The following is a 22,381-nucleotide window of genomic DNA, read 5'->3' as shown; positions in this document are numbered from 1 at the left end:
CGAATTTCTTTCACATTCACAAATTTTAACTTTTCTGATTTGATTACAAAAGAAAATATTTTAGCCATCGCAAAAAAAACAATACTCTCTGAAAGCGAAGCAATTACAAAGCTAATTGATTTTCTTGATGAAAATTTTTACGAGGCAACCCAACGTATTTACGAAACAAAAGGCCGATTAATTGTTACGGGAATTGGAAAAAGCGCCATCATTGCACAAAAAATGGTTGCCACATTTAATTCAACCGGAACACCTTCCATGTTTCTTCATGCTTCTGAAGCGATTCATGGTGATTTAGGTATGATTCAGAACGATGACATTATCATTTGCATTTCTAAAAGCGGTAATAGCCCTGAAATAAAGGCTTTAGTTCCTTTATTGAAGCGTTTTGGAAATACTCTGATTGGAATGACAGGGAATATAACGTCATTTTTAGCAAAAGGCTCTGATTATGTTTTAAACACTACTGTTGATATGGAAGCTTGCCCTATAAATCTGGCTCCTACAAACAGCACAACAGCACAGCTTGTTATGGGTGATGCTTTGGCAGTATGCCTTATGGAAATGCGCGATTTTAAACCTGAAGATTTTGCGGTTTATCATCCGGGTGGGGCTTTAGGAAAAAAACTATTGCTTCGTGTAAAAGATATGATTGAGAATTCTTTAAAACCTACGGTTTCACCGGAGACATCAGTCAAAAAAGTAATTTTTGAAATCTCCGAAAAAAGACTTGGCGTAACTGCCGTTATCGAAAATGACAAAATAATAGGAATTATTACCGATGGGGATATAAGAAGAATGCTAAACGACAGAGATTCAATAGCCGATTTAACCGCCAAAGATATTATGAGTAAAAACCCAAAACTAGTTTCTTCAAACACCATGGCTGTAGATGCCCTGAATATTTTAGAAGATTTTTCGATAACACAATTGATTGTTTCTGACAATGGCGAATACAAAGGGGTATTGCATTTACATGACATTTTAAAAGAGGGAATTGTATAATGGCAAAGAAAAATCTTAGCGAAATGTCGTTTTTAGATCATCTTGAAGAATTAAGATGGTTATTGGTTAGAAGTACAATTGCAATATTGATAATGGCTTTTGCAACTTATTTTATAAGTGATTATTTGTTTGACCAAATTATCTTGGGTCCTATCAGACCTACATTTTTCACTTATGTATGGTTTTGTGACTTATCCCATCAATTGGGATTTGCAGACAGTATCTGCATAACAGAACTGAATTTTATTATTCAAAATACTGAAATGGAAGGCCAGGTCAATATATTTGTCTGGATGTGTATCTTAGCCGGATTTATTTTAGGTTTCCCTTATATATTATGGGAAATATGGAAATTCATCAGTCCTGCTCTATATGAGAAAGAACGTAAAAATGCAAGAGTATTTATTTTTACTTCTTCATTGCTTTTCTTCCTGGGAGTTATATTCGGATATTATATTGTAATACCGATGTCTGTAAACTTTGTTGCAACTTTCTCTGTCAGCGATATTGTAAAAAATCAATTTACGCTTGAATCGTATATGGGAATGGTAAAAACAAGTATTCTTGGTAGTGCTTTATTTTTTGAATTACCAATAGTTATTTATTTCTTAACCAAATTAGGATTAGTAACTCCTTCTTTCTTAAGAAAATACTGGAAATATGCTGTAGTAATTATTTTGATTATTGCTGCAATCGTTACACCTCCGGATGTTGTGAGCCAGACAATTGTTGCTGTACCAATGTTAATTATCTACGAAGTAAGCATCCTAATCTCAAGGATTGTTTATAAAAATAAAATGAAAGAAAATGTCTGATATCATTCAAGAGTTCAACGACTATCGTTCTAAAATGAACGAAAAATTACTCGCTGACAACAATAAAATTGTAAAGCGAATTTTTAATCTAGACACTAATGCATATGCACCTGGCGCTTTGGATGTAAAAACAAAAGAACTGTTGGGCTTAGTGGCCTCTGCTGTTTTACGTTGTGATGATTGTGTAAAATATCATTTAGAAACAAGTCATAAAGAAGGCGTTACCAAAGAAGAAATGATGGAAGCAATGGGAATTGCAACTCTTGTTGGAGGAACAATTGTAATTCCGCATTTGAGAAGAGCTTACGAATTTTGGGAAGCTCTGGAAGAGTCGGAAAATTAGATAATTTGACAATTAGTCAATTAGATAATTTAACACGATATGTTAATTCATTTATTTGATTAATTAATTTTTATTTATTTTGCCGATCTGGGATTGAAATTATCTCATTTTCAAATTACCTAATTATCTAATTGAACAAATGAAATTAAGAGCCGATAACTTAATCAAAACCTATAAAGGGCGTAGTGTTGTAAAAGGAATTTCCGTTGAAGTAAATCAGGGGGAAATTGTTGGACTTTTGGGACCAAATGGTGCCGGAAAAACAACTTCTTTTTACATGATTGTGGGATTGGTAAAACCAAATCAGGGGAATATCTATCTTGATGATTTAAATATCACCGATTACCCAATGTACAAACGTGCACAACAAGGAATTGGTTATTTGGCACAGGAGGCTTCTGTTTTTAGAAAACTAAGCATAGAAGATAACATCTTAAGTGTTTTGCAATTGACGAAGCTTTCTAAAGAAGCTCAAATTGCAAAAATGGAAAGTTTGATCGAAGAATTCAGCTTAGAGCATATCCGTACTAATCGAGGTGATTTGCTTTCGGGTGGAGAGCGCAGACGTACTGAAATAGCACGCGCTTTGGCTACAGATCCAAAATTCATTTTATTGGATGAACCTTTCGCAGGAGTTGACCCGGTTGCAGTTGAGGATATTCAAAGAATTGTAGCGCAGTTAAAAAACAAAAATATCGGAATCCTGATTACAGATCACAACGTTCAGGAAACTTTGGCAATTACTGACAAAACATACTTAATGTTTGAAGGAGGAATTTTAAAAGCAGGAATTCCTGAAGAACTAGTTGAAGATGAAATGGTTCGCCGGGTTTATTTGGGTCAAAATTTCGAATTAAGAAAGAAGAAATTAGAATTCTAAAAATTCTTTTAAGCTATTATAAATGGTAAGAACTAAAATAGTTGTTTTAATTCTTACCAATTTTCTTTTTGCAACTTACTATTCACAATAAAAACTAATCTACTGTTATATATTGCAATTGCTGTAAATCTCCGTTGTAAATATTTATATCCACTGTACGTTCAATTCCAGGAACAGTTGCCTTTTCAGTAAACTGCCAAAACAGCCACTCGTCTTCGATTTTTTCTCTGTAAAAATTATAATTGGCAATCCAAAAAAGATATTCACCAAACTCATCTTCCAAAAAGTCAGAATAGTATCTTTCTCCGGTATATATTATTGGCCGTACTTTATAATGATTTTCAACTTTTAACAACCAGCGTTTCAGTCCTTTTTTGAGACTATCCAGTGATTGATTTTTTGGCAGTTTTTCGATATCCAGTACAGGAGGTAAATCGCCTTTTTCTAATTTTACTGTTTTAATGAACAGATCAGCCTGCTCTATAGAATTTTCGTTTGGACGATAATAATGATACGCTCCACGAATCATATTGTTTTTCTTGGCACCAATCCAATTCCGTTTAAACTGAAAATCTTTTCTGTCCCTGCCTACTGTTGCTCTGATAAATACAAAATCCAACGGATATTTTTGCTCTAAGGTATCTACATACGACCAACTGATTTTGCCCTGATATTCCGACACATCCAATCCAATTGATTTTCCTTCATGTTTTGCCAGAACCTGAAAATTACGGATATCAGACAATCGCTTATCTTCAATTTCTTTTTCAGACATTTTATTGCTTTTAAAGCCAAGATAATAGGCTAATCCTCTACGATAATGATAGATTATTGCAACAAAAAGTAATGCAAAAACCGAGAAAGAAATAAAACGCAGTATTCTGCTAAAAATAGATCTGCCGGTTTTTTTGGAAGTGGTTTTGCGATAAGTGGTTTTTCTTGCCATTCCGGATAAACTACTTTTTCAAAAATTTATTATTTATGACTGATAACAATACATAAAAAATGATAATTACAGGAATTGCACTAAATTGAAGTAACAAAAGCAAAACAATAGAGATTGCTAAAAACACAATCTGAAGCACATTGTCTTTGAAAGTAAACTTTTTAATTTTTAAGGCAAACAGCGGAATTTCGGCATTCAAAATGTACGCACTACATAAGGTTATAACAAGCAAAATCCATTGATTGGTTAAAATTTCCAAAATCATTAATGAATCAGAAAATTTTAAAACCAAAGGCAAACTCAGAATAAAAAGTGCATTTGCCGGAGTTGGCAAGCCAATAAACGAATCCGTTTGACGCGTGTCGATATTAAAATTAGCCAATCGATAACATGAACCTAAGGTGACAATAAATCCTAGAAATGGAATTACTGGATTTGTTCCTAATTCGTGAGCACTATTTGTAAACATCGAAAACATAACGTATCCCGGCACAACTCCACTGGTTACCATATCTGCCAAAGAATCCAATTGCAATCCAAGTGGACTCGAAACTTTAAATAATCTTGCAAAAAAACCATCAAAAAAATCAAAAAATATCCCTAAACAAACCATATAAAAAGCCATTTCATAATTTTGTTCCGAAACAAAAACTACTGCGACACAGCCACAAAAAAGATTGATTAGTGTAATAAAATTAGGAATGTGTTTTTTGATATTCATCTTTTATAATTTTGAAGATTAAAGAGCAAATTTAGCATAATAAGTCATTCTTATATGCGTTTTTAATAGAGTTTTTTATTCTGACGTCCTACTTTTATATTATTTATGAAAAGGAAGAAATAAGCTCGGTAAAAAATTATATTTTTGGTGAAAATTTAAACAAGCTTAGGTTTGAAAAAATAAATACGTTGAAAAAAATCTTAGTATTTTTATTGTTTTGGAATTGCACTTCTCATTATGCGCAAACGGTTCGAAAATATTCGAATGAGTTTATGAATATTGGGGTTGATGCTGCAGCTCTGGGAATGTCAAGTGCTGTTGTTGCTTCGACTAATGATGTCAATTCTGTTTATTGGAATCCAGCCGGATTAACACATCTTCAAGATCATCAAATCTCATTAATGCACGCCAATTATTTTGCGAATATTGCGCAATACGATTATATTGGATATGCAAGCCGAATTGATGATAGGAGTGCCTGGGGGATCTCGATGATTCGTTTTGGGGTCGATGACATTATGGACACCACTCAATTGATCGACAATCAGGGTAATATTGATTACAATCGTATCAGTTTGTTCTCTACAGCAGATTATGGTTTTACATTTTCATATGCCAGGAAATTACCTATTGAAGGTTTTCAATACGGTGTAAATGCTAAAATCATTAGGCGTGTTATTGGAAAATTTGCAAATTCCTGGGGTTTTGGATTTGATTTTGGTCTTCAGTTTGAGAAAAATGACTGGAAATTCGGATTAATGTTACGGGATATTACAACTACTTATAATGTCTGGAATATTGATGAAGAAGAATATAAAAAAATCTCAGATGCGATACCTGGAGAAAACCAGGAATTACCAGAAAGCACCGAGATTACATTGCCAAAAGCACAATTAGGAATTTCAAGAAAGTTTGAGTTTCATAATGACACCAGCCTTTTGGTTGCTACAAATTTAAATATGCGTTTTGAACAGACTAACGATATTATTTCATCAAATATAGTAAGTGTTGATCCTGCGTTGGGATTTGAATTTGGTTATACAGAACTTGTTTTTTTAAGAGCGGGAGCTGGCAATTTTCAGAATGTTACGCAATTGGATAATTCTGAAAAGTTAAATTTTCAGCCAAACATCGGACTTGGATTTAAATACAAAGGGATTCAGGTTGATTATGCTCTTACTGATTTAGGCAATCAAAGCACTGCTTTGTACTCCAATATTTTTTCGCTTAAAGTAGATTTAGGCATCTTTAGATAAGGATTTATTATTTAAAAAATCAAAAATGAAAAGTTTTACATTTCTAAAAATAATGTTCCTGTTACTAATCTTCAATTTTAGTTTTGGACAAAATTTACCATTATCAAAAGAAACTCGTATAAGTGTATTAACGTGCGGTCTTGGTAATGAATCTTATTCTTTTTTCGGGCATACAGCCATTCGTGTTGCGGATACTGCAAACAATATTGATGTTGTATATAATTATGGTGCTTTCGATTTTAGAACTCCTAATTTTGTAGCAAAATTTGCAAAAGGTGATTTACAATATTTTGTAATTGCTCATTCATATGCTGATTTTATAAATGAGTATAATTATGAAAAAAGAAGCGTTTACGAACAAGAACTACTTATTCCACAAGATATAAAACAAAAGCTTTTTGACAATTTAAATACTACGCTACTTTCGGAAGATCGCTATTACACTTATAAATTTATTGATAAAAATTGTACTTCAATGGTGGTTGACATCATTAATAAATCATTAGATAAAAAGATAATTACTAAAAAAGGAGACACTGATAAAACATACAGAAGTATTTTATTTCCTTATTTTGACGGTCATTTTTACGAGCAGTTAGGAACAAGCATTATTTTCGGAACGAAAGTAGATCAGTTAGGCACAAAAATATTCCTGCCTTTTGAATTGAAAAATAGTTTAGAAAAAACAACTTTTCAAGATCATGCTTTTGTGAGTAAAAGCAAAACATTATTAAATTTTGAAAAAGAAACACCAGCTTCCTGGTGGAATAATATTTACACTTATATTATTTTACTAACATTTATTATCCTGATAAACAAAAAGTTTATTGATAAAATCTATTTATTTATTTTATCCTTAATTGGAATCTTTTTTGTTTCAATGGGATTTTATTCTTTCCATCATGAATTAGCAATGAATTACAACATTCTTTTATTTAGCCCATTTTTACTTGTTTTAATTATTTTATCGGCTATCAATAATAAAAAATGGACATATAAATTTGCTGTTTTACATTTGATTTTATTGATTATCTATACACTTTTCATAATTAACAAAGCACACTTTTTTATAGTTTTACCATTAATTATTAGCAGTATAATTGTTTTGGTGAGAATAGCTGTTAGAAATAAAAAAAGAATTCCAATAATAATATAAGATTATTGGCCTCGGTAGAATAAAACTGTCGTGATGGTTTTGAAAGTAATACTTAAGTCCAGAAATATACTTCGATGTTTGATGTAATATAGATCATATTGTAGTTTTATCAAACTTTCTTCTATGGACTCCCCGTATGAATAATTTACTTGTGCCCAACCGGTAAGTCCAGGTTTAATTACGTGGCGAGTTTCATAAAATGGCATTACTTCTGCGATTTCCTTAACAAAAAATGGTCTTTCCGGTCTTGGACCAATAACTGCCATATCTCCCTTTAAAACATTGATAAACTGAGGTAATTCATCAATTCTTGTTTTACGCATGAATTTACCAAATGGTGTAATCCTTTTATCATTTGATTTTGCAAAAACAGCACCATTGCTTTCAGAATTTTCAACCATTGTCCTGAACTTATAAATCTGGAAAACTCTTCCGTTTTTACCTACCCTCTCTTGTGTATAAAACAAAGTTCCTTTATTCCAAAAGATATTTGCAATAAAAATCAATGGAATAAAAAAGGCACACAGAAACAAACCTGTTAATGAAAAAACAAATTCAAGAAAACTCACTAATAATAAATACAGTTTATTATTATTACTACGGCTAAACGGGAAAAAGCGATAAAAATCCCTTGCGATATACTGAACCGGAATACGTTGGGTTTTACTTTCGTATACCTGTGTGTATTCTCTAATAATATTTCCTTTCTCTAGTAAATGAAGCAGATGCTGATACAAATCGGCTGTAATACCCTCAGTTTTTTGTGAAGCTATAATAATTTCAGAGATGTTATTTTTACTCACAAAAGCCAATAAATCATCCTTTTCAATTTCTTTTATATAATTTAAGGAAAAATCCTTTTCCGCCAAAAAATCTGAATTTACAAAGCCAATGATTTTGTAATGGGGATCAACATTTTCAAGACCCAAAACGAGTTCATCAACCTGATGCTTATTACATATTAAAATTACGTTTTGAGAAAATCGCTGGGTTGCCAGAAAATAAACATAAAAAAAACGCCATAGCAATAAAGCCCCAAGAATCGTAAAATAAAAAATAAGAATAACCAATCGCTGTTTTGGAAGTTCTGGCGACAAAATAGGTGTAAATAAATATACTAAAGCAGCTGTTGTTACAGTTAAGATTATACTTCGAAGAATCTGAAACTGATTACTGGCTACCTGAAGATTGTATATCTCAAAGATGGCTCCGAAACCGTTCAAGTAAATGATGAGTAAAATTGGCCTGAAATAATCTTTACTACTTAAATTGAAGTACGGGTAATAAAATAGCTTATCCATTAAATATAGAGCTAACAAAATAAAAGCAATATCAAAAAGCCGAAGAAGCACTTTTCTTTCTGAAATTTCAAAATGCATTTTTTTGTTTGTTTGCATATATTGTTTTTTGATTTTAAGCTCTTTAATTTGAGACAAATGTATTATAAAAAACAGAATTTACTTGCGTGAATTTTCTTCTTTTTCAGGAACTTTAACCTGAACCAAGAGAAGGGATAATGCATAAACAAAAGCCGGAGCTGCAGTTCGCATAGCTGCATGATTAATAGTCAAAAGCCAAAAAAAGTAAAAAGATAAAAAATACAGATGTTGTCTGTTATTAATATACAGAACAAAGGGAGTTATAAAAAGTATCAGCAGTCCAAAAACACCAAATAAACCATGTTCACTTATCATACGTGTTATTTCATTATGTGAAGCGACTTCTTTTCCATTAATTTCTTTCCTAATCTTTTTACCCATTCCGGCCCCAACACCTGTAACAGGATTATCAATAAAAATGTCCAGTTCCTCATTCATGATTTTCTCTCTTCCTCCCAAACGATCTTTTTTTGTTCTTCCAATTGCATCCTTATTTGCATACCGCTTATTAATCAGACCTGATGTTTGCAATGAACTATAAGTCCAAATCCCTCCAGCCATTACCGCTGTTAGTATAAAAACTAAAGTAAATTTACTTTTGCCTTTTGCATTCGAAAAGAAATACAATAAAAATAACAAGCAAATAATCATAACTATTGCTGTAATAACACCACCTCTCGAAAAAGTAACCACTGCCCTGTAACTTATAAAAAGCAATAAAACTCCGTTCAAAAGCATCATTTTTTTGGATTTTGAAAATAAAATCAATTGTAAAAAAAAGACAAACATTCCTAAACCTAAAATTGTCGAAACCTGATTAGGTCCAAAGCCCCCTGATGTCTCAAAATTTGATTGTGTTCCCGTAACAACATCCCGAACACTTGGATTATATAAAAACAAATAAGCTACAGTGGTAACAATCGGTAATCCCATTGCAATGACAACATTTTGTAAATCAGGAAATAAAATCTTCCTTCTATACGTGTAAATCGCAGAAATTGCTAAGCAAACAGGCCCTGATAAATTAAAAACTAATAATTTTCGAATGTCTGAATTAAAATCAGCGGTAACTGATGTCACTAATATGCTCGGAATTAATAACAATAAAAACACCCAATATACAAATGCATTAATCGAAAAATTACTGTATATCATTCCTAAAATCATGAAAACAATCACATTAACCTTAACGAATTCATTATTGAAGTTACCACCTGTCATCCGCAAAAAAACCTCAACCCCAACCATGTAAGCTGTTACCAAAAGAACTTCATTATTTTTATTTTTAGTAGTATACACTGCATAAAAACCAATTAAAGGAATTAATAGTGCATAAATCTTAGATAAAAATGGCACTATAAAAATTACCATAGCAATTACTGCATGGATTATAAGGAGATAACTATACGATAATCGAATGTTTTTCATTTAATTTCAAAATATTTTACACAAATAAATCATGAGTTCACCCATAAAATGTATTGTTGAATAACTGATTCTTCACTAAAATTAAATATTATCTTTTGCTTTAACATCAATCCTGCTTCATTTCTGTAATTTTCATTTTGGATAAATTCAATAAGAGCATCTGCAAATTGATTCACATTATTTGATTCTACAATCAAACCTTCTTTATTAGAAGTAATAATTTTAGGTATTTCACCAACATTGGTTGCAACAACCGGCATTTGATGCAAACCATATTCCAAAAGGGACAATGGCAACCCTTCTGATAGCGAAGGCAAAACAGCAATATCGCATTGTTTTAACACAGTACTTACGTCTTGTACCGTTCCGTAAAAAAAAGTGTTTTTTTCTAATTTTAAGTTTTTGATGCTATTCTTAATTTGGTCCGAATAATCGTCTTCAAAGTCCTTACCAAACAAATGAAATGTCCAATCAGGAAATTTTTCTTTAATTAAATCAGCGACCTCAATAAGTAATTTATGGTTTTTTTGCGGACGAAGATTGGCTACACAAATTATTCTTTTACCTGTAATCCCTTTTAATTCTATTTTTTCATTTGCCTGAAAAACATTTAGAATGAAATTTGGGAAATAAACAACTTTAGAACACCATAGATAAGATTCTGCCCATTTTTTTAATGATTCATTTACTGCGATAGTTCCGGTAAAAAAAAGAGATCCCCACTTTAGCCCCAAATTTTTTCTAAAAGTCAAATCCTGTGAAATTCCATAATGGTCATGCCAAATAATTTTTAAACGCAGCAAAGTCAATTTTACTAAAACAGCAATAAAAAAAGAGGAACTATGGGCATGAATTATATCAACATTATTATCTTTTATAAACTTTCTTAGTTTAAAAACGGCTTTTACATCAATCCTTTTCTTTTTTTCCAAAAATAAATACGGTACTTTTAAATCAATTTGATTTTTCAAAACACCCTCTTTTCTGGTTGCAACTAATGCTGAAAACTCAATTTTTTTAGCTAACGCATTTGCATAGTTCACAGCCATACGTTCTGCTCCGCCAGCTTCCAGAGAATCTATAATTTGCACTACCCTCATTTTAGCAGCTTTTTAATTTCAGCTTCAAAAACATCTGTAGTGTATTTTTGTGACCAGTCAATTGCTAGTTTACTTTTAGTAAAAAAACTGTTTTCATCATTCAGCAGCTCTTTTATTTTTTCTCCATCGTTTTTTAAATTCATCTCCAGCAAAATACCTCTATTTTCATAATCCAGCATAAACGGAACACATGAAACTTTAGTTGCAACTGGTATACAACCCCAAAACATTCCTTCGGCAATAGCTTTTGGCCAACCTTCGCTTTTAGAAGGCAATATTACAAAATGACTTCTTTGGTAAGCTTTTTTTACGACATCCTGGTTCTGATTCCCTTTTAAAATTACATGATTTTCCAGCAAATTCTCCCGAATATAATTTTCTAAATTTTGTCTTTCTGAGCCATCACCATATAATTCCAGAGTAATTTTTTTCCCTTTTTTAATTAGTTCTTCAGCCAATTTGACAGCATATAATGGATTTTTCCCTAAAACTAAACTTCCTACAAAAATAAAACGAATACCTAAATCCAGATTTGTCTTTTTAATTGTTTCCTTCTCTGATTCTGAATATGTAGCAGTAAAAAAAGGTTTTATATTTTTTGACTGATTTTCCCAAACTCCATAAACCAGTACTTGCATATTTCGAGTTAAAAAAGTGTTATTCAAAATATATTTTTGCAAACGATAAGTCCAGGGCTGTTTACTTTCCGGATCCCAATTTCCGGCATATTTTGCAGTTTTTATTTTATTTGGAAATAAAATCTGAACCATACAGCCAACCAAGCCAACATTTCCGGGACAACGCAAATGAATATGATCTGCATTTTTCATCGCCCAAAATATCTTCCAGAAAATTTTCGGCAATTTCAGTAGTGCAAAAAAAGCATTCTTAATACCTACAAAATTGAAATTTGGAATAACTCTAAAATCAATTTTTTCATGATTATACGGCAAATCAATTGCTGTTATCTCTTTGTTTTCCAATGGAGCCACCAAAATCCCCTTTTCAACATATTTAAACCATATGTTCATTTCCCAAACATAAGGGCCATAAGCAAAATACTTTTCTGCTTTCTTATGATGAATGACATGTGTTATAATACAAAAACTGAATGACAAAATTACTTTTCTTATTTATTTAACTTAGCAGTAACATATAGTGTTGGTCCATTGTATTTACCTATTAAAGACTTCAAAAACATTTTATAAAAGTTTGAAGCTTTAAAATTAAAATACGGAAATTTCTTTTCTTTAATCACAACATTATCAAATCCATACCTTTTCAAAACTTCTTTCACAGATTCTTCCGTAAAAAAATTAAGATGAACCGGAGGGCCACTTTGGTATATTTGATCTGTGACATTTTTATAATTATGAATTTTAGCAAAATTAGGAACAGAAAACACAAAAATACCTTTAGTATTCAATCTTTCCTTAGCCAATTGAAAAAACAAATCCAGATCTTGTAAATGCTCTAAAACCTCCCACATCATAATTACATCAAATTTTTCATTAAATGTTTTCATTTTAGAAAAATCCCCGTTAACAGAATTCACACCAAGAGACAGGGCACGTTGGTGCGTTTTTTCATCCAACTCCAAACCATAATAAGATAAGTTATAAAATCTCTTTAAGTACATACCAATCAAACCAACTCCTGATCCAACTTCTAAAACATTTTTAGTTTGTTTTGTAATAATACTTTTTATAATTCTTTTCCTGTTGTACCCAATACGAATTATACCCTTTTTGAGCTGATTATATTCTTCAATTGAATGCTTCTTATATATTAAATTTTCTTTTGCATTATATAATCTATCATAAGTTAAGATAAAATCTTCAGTTGAAAATTTTTTTTTCGAAAATACAAATTTACATTCCTGACATTTAACAAGATTGAATGTTGAATTTACATTAGAAATTCTACCGTTACATACTTTGCAACATGAAAATTCATTTATTAATTCCATAAGTCATGAAATTTGAATGGTTAATAATTTTAGTTTTCGATTGATAAGCTTTTAACAAAAAAGATTTCACAACTTCTCGATTTTTTTCCCCTTTTACACTTTTACCAAGCTTCTTTTTTCTATCAAAATATCCTTCCTCTTTTTCTCCCATGTCCAAACCATAAATCTCAATTTCAAGATTCGAAATAACAGAAATAACATACGCCAAAACAAGTGTTACAAACCCTGAATTCACACCGTAATAGTTAATATCCAGATTTTGTTTCAGAAATTCGACGAGTTCAACATGAACATTTTTTAGCATAAATGACTTGTCAATATTTGTAATCAAAAATTCCTTCTTCTCTCTTGATTTTGTTTCAAAATATCTCTCAAGTATTTTTACTGCACGTTCATTTCTTTTTGATGTAGTAGAAACATACCAAAAAATAGTTGTTTTCCATTCTTTAGAATTCGTAATAGATTTTAAATATTTTAAAATATAATAGGAATCATTTAATACATAAACATGCGGAACAGACTTCACTAATTCAAGTGCGCTATTAGTTGTAAAATACAAAGTATCTTTCTCTAATGTTACATTTTTAGCTGAGGGTCCACTTGCTACAACAACTATTTTCTTATAATCTTTTACGGTAAGGTAATCAATAATACTCGAAAGATTGGTAAACTCATCATATGTGTTACAATCTTTTTTAACTTCTTTTGGAGATCGTTTAAAAAGATAATAAAGATATGTATAGTTTCTTGTACTAAAAAGGGATATAATTTTCACTGTATTTTAGGTTTTTTTAAGAACAAACTTAATCAGCCAATACTTCTTCCAATGGATTCTGTAAAAGCTTTTTTTGAATCTTCTTTTTTATTAAAAACATCATTGCGTTCTGACTGATTAAACAAGCTTTCTTACCACTAAATCCCCAATTTATTTTAATAAAAGATAAAATATGTGGGTTTGTCTGAGATTTTACTTCTTCAGATTATAAAACTCTTTTAATAAATCTTTTGAACTTCTTTTAATCGTATCCTTTTTGAATCTAAAAGCATAACCTTTTGGCATAGAAACGCTTCTTCTATTCGGTGTTCTTTGAAATTTGTCTAAATACTTGATCCAACCAAATAGTATTCTGGTTACAAACAACCAGCAACTTCTGATTATTTTTTTTGAACTAAGATTTATAAAATAATTTGATATTGTAACTGCCATATTAGCGGCATTCCCTTCTGTTATATCAACTTTTAACACTTCGCATTGAGAAAATAAACTTCTAAATCCTGTATATGTGAATCTAAAAAAATCATAGGGTTCAGCATGATACGGAAAACTCTGAGGCGCTTCTATTTGAAGTAAACCTCCAACTTTTGTAACTCTTTGCAATTCTAAACAAAACTTCCATGGATTGATTGTGTGCTCTATAACCTGAGCCGCCAAAACTACATCAAAAGAATTATCGCTGAACGGAATAAAATGACCATCAAAAATATAATCTGGCTTAAATTGATTATGGACATCAGAAGTAATTACTTCACAATCCGGGAATTTATTTTTATAATAACTAATTTTCTCACCAGCTCCCAGGATTAACATTTTACTATTAGCCGGAACTAATTTATAAAGTTCATCGTATCTTTTTTCTATATTAAAATCAACGCAAATTGATGGAAGCAGTTTTCTTCGAATGTAATTTTTAAAATTAGTAGTATCCAGGTGTGAACTGTCTTGTGTTGTTTTTTTTGAATTGATAATATCGTCTTGGCTAAATATCGATTCAGTACTAAACAAAATTGGAGTACCGTCGTGAATAAGTAGCTTAGATCCATCTTCAAAAAGAAAAAAATCATTAGTTATCTCTTTTAATTTTGAGTGAGAATCGGGATGTATTATATTTTCTGTCATTATCATTTTATTAAAATCTGAAACCACCCAACAATTCTTCCTGCTGTCTCTGTGAAAGCTTGTTTGCGATTTGCAGTCGTAAATATATTACTAAATCTAAGAATCGTTAAAAACCCTGTAATAGAATGCCATTTAAACCTGTCTTTCCAATTTGGATTTGGGTTTTTAACACGCCAAACGTACCAACCATTTCTAACTATCATCTTACCATATAAGTATTGATTTGGCCTTCCTGAAGCTTCATGGTAATGATTTAACTTTGCCTTAGTGTTGAGAAACAACTTTCCTGTTTTTGCAACTCTTAAGCAAAAATCGGCATCCTCATATAAACCATATCCTTCAAAATAAGTAGAGAATTGAAACTTATCTAATACCTGTTTTTTAAACGAAGAGACACCGCCCATCAATAGCTCAGCTTCATATATTTTATCACAAGGTGGTAAAAATGCAACACTTCTTGCATGAGAAAATGAAGGCGAAAATCCTGGTAGGCAATCACTATCTAATCCTAATTTTTTTCTTAAAACAAATCGGGCCGCTTCTTTTCTTTTCCATCCGTCAAAATAAAATTCATTTATTTTTGGGGAATAATTCTCCTCTACTTTTATCCATTGGATTTCATTAGAAATATATCCTCCTACACCTAAAGCTTCCGGATATTGTTCATATGTGTCAAGTAAATTTTTAAAATAATCAGGTTCCAAAACAGTATCGTCATCTAAAAAACAAACAACATCAATATTATTTGCTACTTTAGAAATACCAAAATTTCTTTGTTTGGTAAGACCTCTGTTTTCTTCTGCAACCAAAAAATACTTTAGCTCTTTAAATTGATCTTTATTTAAAATACTTTCTGTAAGATTATTTGTCGAACCATCAATAATTAAAATTTCATCCGGATATAATGATTGTTTTTGAACCGAATCTAATAATTTCAGCAACGGTTCTGGACGCATGTAGGTACAAATAATTAACGAAAATTTCATCTCTGATTTTTTAGTAGATTTGCCCAGTATAAACTTCTATTCCATTGCTTTTTAAAATTAAAGAAATAGCTGATTGGATTTTTTATTGGCTGCACTTTATAAAATTTAAAAAACAGAATCGTTTTATAACCCGATATTTGCTTTTCATTTAAATGTAATATCTTATACAGCATAACTGTTGGTGATGGTTTAGGCTGAATCTCATCATTTTGCCATCCCAAAACTGGCTTGGTTCTGAATCCGCCAATTGGTGCTTTTAAATGGATAATTTCCGGGTTTGGAAAATACAAAATGTCAGTTCCTAAATTCCTTAATTGCATTCCAAAATCACTATCTTCTCCATAACCAAACTCAAAACCTTTTCTAAAAGAAACTAAATTTAACAAATCAGACTTCAAGAAACTATTTCCGGAACCAAAAACAGAGGATTGAATCACTTCATTGACTTCTTTTTTTTCATTTAATCTCAAATATGAATTACTGGCAACTTGGGTTCCGTATTTTATACAATTCTCCAGTGTTTTCTCAATTAAATCACTGTTGAATCTATTATCATCATCATTTAAAAATACCCATTCGCTCTTTACTTCGGCCAAAGCTAAATTGCGCGCATTACAAGCACCTGCCTGATGTGTAAAAATATGTTTTATCCCAAAATTCCAAATTTCATTTGCAAGATAATCCAATTCAGAAACACTTTCCGGGTTGGGGTTCTGTTCAACAATAATAACATTTTCAGGAAGATGAGTCTGCTGCGATAAATCTTTTAAAACATCATACAAATATTCCTTCCTTCCAATGGTGGGAATAATAACATCCATGGTTCCTGACTCAACTACTTTTTTTGTTGACTCAACTTTAATATTATCTAATAAGTCGTTTTTTAACTTTCTTCGGGAATAAAGCAGTGAAAAAACGAAAGGCAAAATGAGAATTTTTCTTTCGTAAAAAAACAAATTTAAAAACAATAAAAATGACCACCGCGTTTTATAATGTTGTTTTACAAATCGAAATAAAATAAAATTACTGTTTTTATGAAATTTATTTAGATGAGGTATTTTCTTTAACAATTTTGGTTCTGAATGACACAAAAGACCTTTTGACATTGCGAGTTTTGCCAAAGAATGCAAAAAATAATCAAAGTTATTTGAAACATTAATTTCCTCTTTCAATGCTAACAGAACAGACGCCTGAATACCCCCAACACAACTACTCATTTGCCATGTAGGATAAGCAACTTTTTTATTGATATTTATAAAAACAGATTCTTCTACATAGCCAATAGCATCTGATAAAAATGAATTTTGGAATGGATTGTAAGAAGCCATTATCTTTTGATGATGAAAAATTTTCTCAAATTCAGAAAAATTCAAATTAGATTTCAAATCAAAAAGACACCAAATCACCAACTCTTCAGGAAAAGCAATTGCAATTTCAAATAAAGTTGCTACAATATTTTTACCCGAAAAAAGTGAACTTTTATTGGTATCACTAACGCTAATTACTTTATTGTTTTCATGATATACAATTATCATTTTTGTCTGTTTTTTTGGCTAATTATTTTTTTGTAAAAATCTATGTTCTGATTGGCTATTACATGTATATCAAAATATTTTTCTACTTTATTTCTCGCGGCTTGTGCTAATTTATGACACAAAATCTCATCCTCCAGAAAATTATTAATTTTTTGAGCAAAATTCTCATGATCTGCCGGATATTCTAAAAAGCCATTTTTATTATCATCGATCATTTCCTGGGCCCATCCTACGTTTGAGGCTACAATTGGTTTTTTCATTGCCATTGCTTCCAGCCACGAAACCGGAAAAGCCTCTGCAAAAGAAGGAAAAACACAAACTGTTGCCTGTTGAATTTTTTCTTTTATTTCGATATACGGAACGCTCCCCAAATATTCTGTCTTTTGCCTTGCCTTGTCTGAAAATAATTCCTGCATCATTTGCCAGGTAGAAGAATTTCCCGAAATAATATCCGGAACATCCCTGCCAATCAAAATCAATTTGGCATCAGGATTATTTTCTATCACTTTATTAAAAATCAACGGCAATTCTAAAAGTCCTTTTTTTCGAATTAGACTTCCAAAATATAGTATGGTTTTCTGTTTCGGGTAATCTTCATTATTTACCTGAAACAAATTAATATCAATAGGGTTTGGAATAATTGTAAATTTCTTCTTCAAACCAAAAATCATATTTGTGGTATCAGCTGTAAACTGGCTCACAGACAATAATCCATCAGCATTTTCTAATGCTCTTTTTTCATGAAATTTATTAACCCATTTTACTTGACGATTATCCAAATGGCAAAAATAGGTATCAGACCCGTTCAATCTTATAATTAACGGACATGATTTGGGTTTTATAAATGAAGTTATCCCTGTCCAGTCTGCTGCTTCAACCAAATCAATTTCATTATTTGCATGTAGTTGATTGATTATTTTTTCAATCTTTTTTCTTGTCAAAAACCAGGATAAACCTTTAAACCTAATGTTTTTTATTTGCTGAATATGAATTCCGTCATCATTAAATGCATCATCTTCTTTTTGTCCATATACTAATATACGCACCGAAACTCCTTTAGCTAAAAGTCCAATTGCTAAATTTTTAATACTTGTCCCGATTCCTCCTGAGTTTCCTGTTTTGGAGTGTGGGTATTCCGGAGTTAAAAAAGCTATTTTCATTCTTATTTATAAAAAAAATCTTTTAAAATTCTCGTTGTAAACATTTTGGCACCCGCATCTGTCATGTGCCCACAAGACGAAAAGTATTTATTTTCTACCACTACGTTTTCATAATTATGAATTTCGGGGTACGCTTTTTTTACTTTATCAAAATAGTTCATTCCCACAACATTCTCGCACATTGGCGTCATTACAGCAATAAAATTGATACTATTGGCTTTGCAAATATTCTTGATTTCTTCGTAATATTTGTTACGTTTTAAAGGATTTAAATTGTGAATATTATTTTTCATATTCCCGTTTTTGTGTTTTATTAATGGATAATATCCTAAATTATCTAAAGCATTTGTTTTTTCTCCAGTTACAATTTTATAAGTTTCTCTAAATCCAATTTTACCATCATATTTTACATATCTGTAAAAAGGGATATAGTACAATTCATTAAAATTTTTCTCAGTTTCGAAATGATTCTTTATTACTGCTGAATTGTGAATGTAAGGTAAAAATTTAGCTGAAATCCCTTCTGATTCGTGGTCGTTTGAAAGATTTAAATCGGCTTCTAAAATTACATTTTTGATTGTATATTTTCTTTCAATCATCAATTTCAGCATCAGGGAAGCTTCAAACAAATGACCTCCGCTCATTCCGTAATTAAATGTTTTTAATCCTTTATCCTCAAACATTTGGGATACAAAATGATTATTAGCGCGTGAGGATCCCAAAATTATAACATCATAATTTTGCTGTTCTGAATTAAAAACTGTTTCAATCTTTCCTCTGTTTTCAGATTGCAGAAAAATATAAGTGTATAATCCGTCTAAAGCTATAGCGGTTAGCAGAACTACAATAAGGATTTTGATTGTATAAATTAGAAAATGCTTCATTAAAACTGAAAATATATAAATTCTTTGTAATCAGAAAAAGTACCAAAAGCCATGATTGCCATAATTGCCAAAGCTAATTTCAACATGCTTTTTTTACCTGAAAGAGGCTCAATTTTAGTTCGGCTGTTCCATTCTACCAAAACAAATAATCCAATTAAAAGAAGGAGCTCGTAATTATAACGCTCGTTGTCTAAATACTGAAAGCCAAAATCTTTATTAGTAAAAATTCCTTTTACATACAAAACAGCATCAGTTATGGTTTTAGCTCTAAAAAATATCCAGGCCACACAAGTAATCATAAAGGTAAAAAGGATACTTACGATTGTTTTCACGGAATTAAAATTCCACGAAAGTTCTATTGCATCCATATTGTTTCGGTTACTATTACGCAAAAGCAAAGGCAAAAAGTAAACTGCATTTATAAATCCCCAGGCTATGTATGTCCAATTGGCTCCATGCCAAAAACCGCTAACTACAAAAATGATAAAAGTATTTCTAATTTTCATCCAAAGTCCGCCTTTACTTCCACCTAACGGAATGTACAAATAATCACGGAACCATGAGGAGAGCGAAATGTGCCAGCGACGCCAAAATTCGGCAATATCTCTTGAAAAATAAGGATAGTTGAAATTTTTTAATAAATCTAAACCAAACAATTTTGAAGTCCCCAAAGCAATATCCGAATAACCTGAAAAATCGCCATAAATTTGAAATGCAAAATAAACTGCTCCTAATATCAATGAGAAGGAATTCATCGAAGTATAATGATCAAAAATGGCATTAGCGTAAGTGGCACAAGTATCTGCAATGACTACTTTTTTGACCAATCCCCAAATAATTTGATAAATACCTTCTTTCGCATTTTCAAAATTAAACTCCCGTTTTACTTTTACCTGAGGCAATAAATGAGTGGCTCTTTCAATTGGACCGGCCACAAGAAGCGGAAAGTAGCTTACAAACAGTGAATAATCTACAAAATTATATTCGGCTTTAATTCGCTTATAATAGATATCAATTACATACGACAATCCATGAAATGTATAAAATGAAATTCCAACAGGAAGAATTACATTTAATAGAATTGGACTCGCCTGTAATCCAACTGAATTTAATAATTCTGAAAATGAAACTGCAAAAAAGTTATAGTATTTAAATATTCCTAAAAATCCTAAATTGACCAAAATACTTAGCCAAAACCAAAATTTTCGATCTCTTTCTGATTTTCCTTTTTCAATTTGAATTCCGGTATAATAGTCCAGGAAAGTTGAAAACACTAATAAAAAAAGAAATCTCCAGTCCCAACAAGAATAAAAATAATAACTGGCAATTATTAATAGAGCATTTTGGGTGCTTTTTGTTTTATTGAAAACGAACCAATATAGATAGAAAACAATGGGTAAAAAAATAGCAAATGCTATGGAGTTAAAAAACATAAATTAACTGTAATATTTATTCTAATTTGAACTGCAAAGAAAGGCTATTTACCAGAAATTATACTCATAATTCCTTCCCAAATGCGTTTTGAAGATTCTTCTGGAGGATGTCTGTTAATTTTTTCGAACCACAACTGTGCATCTTCAATACTATGCTGTGGGTGTTGTAAACCAAATTCAACCTTATCAGCGATTGTATTTGCGGAATCTAACCAAATCACCGCATTTTTATTGGGCATCGATCGAAAATGAATGTATTTGTAAATTTTTGAAACTGACCAGTTTTCATCAATTTTAACTTTTGCATCATAATTTATAAAAGCACAAGGTTTTTGATAGGCTGCATAATCAAATACCATCGAGGAACCTAAATTTATAACCATTTCGGTATGTTGTATCGTGTTGGTCTGCAAAACCATATCTGCTTTGGTTGGTAAAATGGTGTTCCACCCTTCTCCAATTTTTTCCCATAAGGGCGTAATTGGCGTTATAATGTCTTGGTATTTAGCTATTACAGAATCAAATCGATTCGAAAAATCTACAGGGCAACGTCTCAAAAGTATCCCAAGAGAATATCCCTTTACATTCAACTTTCTCACAGCTTCTGCAACATCACTTAAATATTGTGGGTCATCCGGACAAGTTGTTATATCGTCACCAGAATAGCAAATGTATTTTTTATTTAAATCGAGTTGATATTCTTTATAAAATTGCTCTTTTGAAACACGCAGATTGCTGTCAAAATGGTTTTCAAATTGCGGTGTTCCAGTTATAATTATCTGTTTTTCGTTTATGTAGGGGTAATAATGAAGCAATTCCTTTTTCATGTGTTCACTCCACACAAAATAAAAATCAGTTTCCACCACCATGGTTGCTTTTGGCAAATTATCCCAGGAAAAGATGAATGTCGCCGTTGGAATATTTAATTTTTTTGCCGCTAATAAGGGAGCGATTGCAAAGACAGGCCGCTGATTCGTGCAAAACACAAAATCCGGTTTTTGATTTTGAAGAGTTTCCAGACATTCATTAAAATAAGAAGTACTACTTTCTAATTTTACAATTTTTTTTCGAACTTTTTCTAATCCTTTATCTGAGGAATAAAAAGTAATTAAAAATTTTGAAAATAAATTTTTTAAGGATGATTTCCATTTTTTATAAGAAAACGGAAATCGGTACGCATTATAAACAGGGTCGTTTTCTTTTTTTACATTTAAATTAAGTTCGATATGTTTACGGGCATTTTTATAACTGTCCGTTAAAGGATTTAATTTTGCCTTTTTGATTTTAATTTCGTTAAAACCCAATGTTGCTAAGTCAAACGGTGTATTATTCCAATAGGTTATGTCAAAATTTTTATCTAAACCTATTTTATGAAAATTAGAAAAAGCAAAATTCCGAAGCCCAATTCCGTCAGGTAATAAGATGAATATTTTAAAATTTGGTGTTTGATCTTTCATTTATATTTTTACAATAATTTTAAAAATTAAA

The 22,381-nt window shown here is 31.1% G+C and carries 21 protein-coding genes; 6 read left to right on the top strand and 15 right to left on the bottom strand.

Features of this window, described 5'->3' with window-relative positions; translation table 11 throughout:
* Nucleotides 1-39 precede the first annotated feature (39 nt).
* The 4 genes from DMB68_RS16835 (at nucleotide 40) to lptB (ending at nucleotide 3,043) form a co-directional block, all read left to right on the top strand.
* Nucleotides 40-1,005, top strand: coding sequence for a KpsF/GutQ family sugar-phosphate isomerase (locus tag DMB68_RS16835; protein WP_165830158.1), 966 nt, complete (start codon nucleotides 40-42; stop codon nucleotides 1,003-1,005).
* Nucleotides 1,005-1,820, top strand: a complete 816-nt coding sequence (gene tatC / locus DMB68_RS16830) for a twin-arginine translocase subunit TatC (protein WP_031455964.1) — start codon at nucleotides 1,005-1,007, stop codon at nucleotides 1,818-1,820. Before DMB68_RS16835 ends, tatC begins: the two co-directional genes overlap by 1 nt.
* Nucleotides 1,813-2,163 (top strand): carboxymuconolactone decarboxylase family protein, encoded by a 351-nt coding sequence (locus DMB68_RS16825; RefSeq protein WP_110347804.1) that lies wholly within the window; start codon nucleotides 1,813-1,815, stop codon nucleotides 2,161-2,163. The genes tatC and DMB68_RS16825 overlap by 8 nt, the downstream gene beginning before the upstream one ends.
* A gap of 139 nt (nucleotides 2,164-2,302) precedes the next feature.
* Entirely contained in the window at nucleotides 2,303-3,043 is a 741-nt protein-coding gene (gene lptB / locus DMB68_RS16820) for an LPS export ABC transporter ATP-binding protein (RefSeq protein ID WP_031455966.1), read from the top strand.
* A gap of 94 nt (nucleotides 3,044-3,137) precedes the next feature.
* Here lptB and DMB68_RS16815 read toward each other — a convergent pair whose 3' ends face one another.
* Both DMB68_RS16815 and DMB68_RS16810 read right to left on the bottom strand, forming a co-directional pair.
* Nucleotides 3,138-3,989: a glycoside hydrolase family 25 protein gene (locus DMB68_RS16815; RefSeq protein WP_110347803.1), complete on the bottom strand. Its 852-nt coding sequence runs from the start codon at nucleotides 3,987-3,989 to the stop codon at nucleotides 3,138-3,140.
* 10 nt (nucleotides 3,990-3,999) lie between these two features.
* The gene (locus DMB68_RS16810) at nucleotides 4,000-4,710 is read right to left on the bottom strand and encodes a CDP-alcohol phosphatidyltransferase family protein (protein ID WP_110347802.1); all 711 of its coding nucleotides are present in this window, start codon (nucleotides 4,708-4,710) and stop codon (nucleotides 4,000-4,002) included.
* Between the two features lie 188 nt (nucleotides 4,711-4,898).
* Between DMB68_RS16810 and DMB68_RS16805 the strand changes: the two genes are divergently transcribed.
* A complete protein-coding gene (locus DMB68_RS16805) occupies nucleotides 4,899-5,966 on the top strand; it encodes a putative type IX sorting system protein PorV2 (protein ID WP_449404079.1) in 1,068 nt (355 codons plus the stop codon).
* A gap of 25 nt (nucleotides 5,967-5,991) precedes the next feature.
* Nucleotides 5,992-7,122 (top strand): lipoprotein N-acyltransferase Lnb domain-containing protein, encoded by a 1,131-nt coding sequence (locus DMB68_RS16800; RefSeq protein WP_110347800.1) that lies wholly within the window; start codon nucleotides 5,992-5,994, stop codon nucleotides 7,120-7,122.
* Between the two features lie 2 nt (nucleotides 7,123-7,124).
* Here the strand turns inward: DMB68_RS16800 and DMB68_RS16795 are convergent, their stop codons facing one another.
* From DMB68_RS16795 to DMB68_RS16735, 13 genes are all read right to left on the bottom strand, one after another.
* Nucleotides 7,125-8,519: a sugar transferase gene (locus DMB68_RS16795; RefSeq protein WP_110347799.1), complete on the bottom strand. Its 1,395-nt coding sequence runs from the start codon at nucleotides 8,517-8,519 to the stop codon at nucleotides 7,125-7,127.
* Between the two features lie 60 nt (nucleotides 8,520-8,579).
* Nucleotides 8,580-9,929: an O-antigen ligase family protein gene (locus DMB68_RS16790; RefSeq protein WP_110347798.1), complete on the bottom strand. Its 1,350-nt coding sequence runs from the start codon at nucleotides 9,927-9,929 to the stop codon at nucleotides 8,580-8,582.
* Nucleotides 9,930-9,958: 29 nt separating this feature from the next.
* Nucleotides 9,959-11,029 (bottom strand): glycosyltransferase family 4 protein, encoded by a 1,071-nt coding sequence (locus DMB68_RS16785; protein ID WP_110347797.1) that lies wholly within the window; start codon nucleotides 11,027-11,029, stop codon nucleotides 9,959-9,961.
* Nucleotides 11,026-12,060, bottom strand: coding sequence for a glycosyltransferase (locus DMB68_RS16780; RefSeq protein ID WP_110347796.1), 1,035 nt, complete (start codon nucleotides 12,058-12,060; stop codon nucleotides 11,026-11,028). Before DMB68_RS16780 ends, DMB68_RS16785 begins: the two co-directional genes overlap by 4 nt.
* Nucleotides 12,061-12,158: 98 nt before the next feature.
* Nucleotides 12,159-12,998: a class I SAM-dependent methyltransferase gene (locus tag DMB68_RS16775; protein WP_110347795.1), complete on the bottom strand. Its 840-nt coding sequence runs from the start codon at nucleotides 12,996-12,998 to the stop codon at nucleotides 12,159-12,161.
* Nucleotides 12,982-13,773, bottom strand: coding sequence for a hypothetical protein (locus DMB68_RS16770; RefSeq protein WP_110347794.1), 792 nt, complete (start codon nucleotides 13,771-13,773; stop codon nucleotides 12,982-12,984). Before DMB68_RS16770 ends, DMB68_RS16775 begins: the two co-directional genes overlap by 17 nt.
* Nucleotides 13,774-13,965: 192 nt before the next feature.
* Nucleotides 13,966-14,895, bottom strand: a complete 930-nt coding sequence (locus tag DMB68_RS16765; protein ID WP_165830157.1) for a methyltransferase domain-containing protein — start codon at nucleotides 14,893-14,895, stop codon at nucleotides 13,966-13,968.
* Nucleotides 14,896-14,897: 2 nt separating this feature from the next.
* Nucleotides 14,898-15,881: a glycosyltransferase family 2 protein gene (locus DMB68_RS16760; protein WP_110347792.1), complete on the bottom strand. Its 984-nt coding sequence runs from the start codon at nucleotides 15,879-15,881 to the stop codon at nucleotides 14,898-14,900.
* Nucleotides 15,878-17,416 carry a glycosyltransferase family 2 protein gene (locus DMB68_RS16755; RefSeq protein WP_110347791.1) on the bottom strand — a complete coding sequence of 513 codons (1,539 nt, stop codon included), beginning with the start codon at nucleotides 17,414-17,416 and terminating at the stop codon, nucleotides 15,878-15,880. Before DMB68_RS16755 ends, DMB68_RS16760 begins: the two co-directional genes overlap by 4 nt.
* Complete coding sequence (locus DMB68_RS16750; RefSeq protein WP_110347790.1) at nucleotides 17,413-18,576, bottom strand: glycosyltransferase family 4 protein; 1,164 nt, start codon at nucleotides 18,574-18,576, stop codon at nucleotides 17,413-17,415. The genes DMB68_RS16755 and DMB68_RS16750 overlap by 4 nt, the downstream gene beginning before the upstream one ends.
* A 2-nt stretch (nucleotides 18,577-18,578) precedes the next feature.
* The gene (locus DMB68_RS16745) at nucleotides 18,579-19,460 is read right to left on the bottom strand and encodes a hypothetical protein (RefSeq protein WP_110347789.1); all 882 of its coding nucleotides are present in this window, start codon (nucleotides 19,458-19,460) and stop codon (nucleotides 18,579-18,581) included.
* Nucleotides 19,460-20,893, bottom strand: a complete 1,434-nt coding sequence (locus DMB68_RS16740) for an MBOAT family O-acyltransferase (protein ID WP_110347788.1) — start codon at nucleotides 20,891-20,893, stop codon at nucleotides 19,460-19,462. Before DMB68_RS16740 ends, DMB68_RS16745 begins: the two co-directional genes overlap by 1 nt.
* A gap of 44 nt (nucleotides 20,894-20,937) precedes the next feature.
* Nucleotides 20,938-22,350: a UDP-glycosyltransferase gene (locus tag DMB68_RS16735; protein ID WP_110347787.1), complete on the bottom strand. Its 1,413-nt coding sequence runs from the start codon at nucleotides 22,348-22,350 to the stop codon at nucleotides 20,938-20,940.
* Between the last annotated feature and the right edge of the window lie 31 nt (nucleotides 22,351-22,381).

Origin of the sequence: Flavobacterium hydrophilum (assembly GCF_003202405.1) — a bacterium.
Classification (GTDB): domain Bacteria; phylum Bacteroidota; class Bacteroidia; order Flavobacteriales; family Flavobacteriaceae; genus Flavobacterium; species Flavobacterium hydrophilum.
This window is presented reverse-complemented; position numbering and strand designations above follow the sequence as displayed.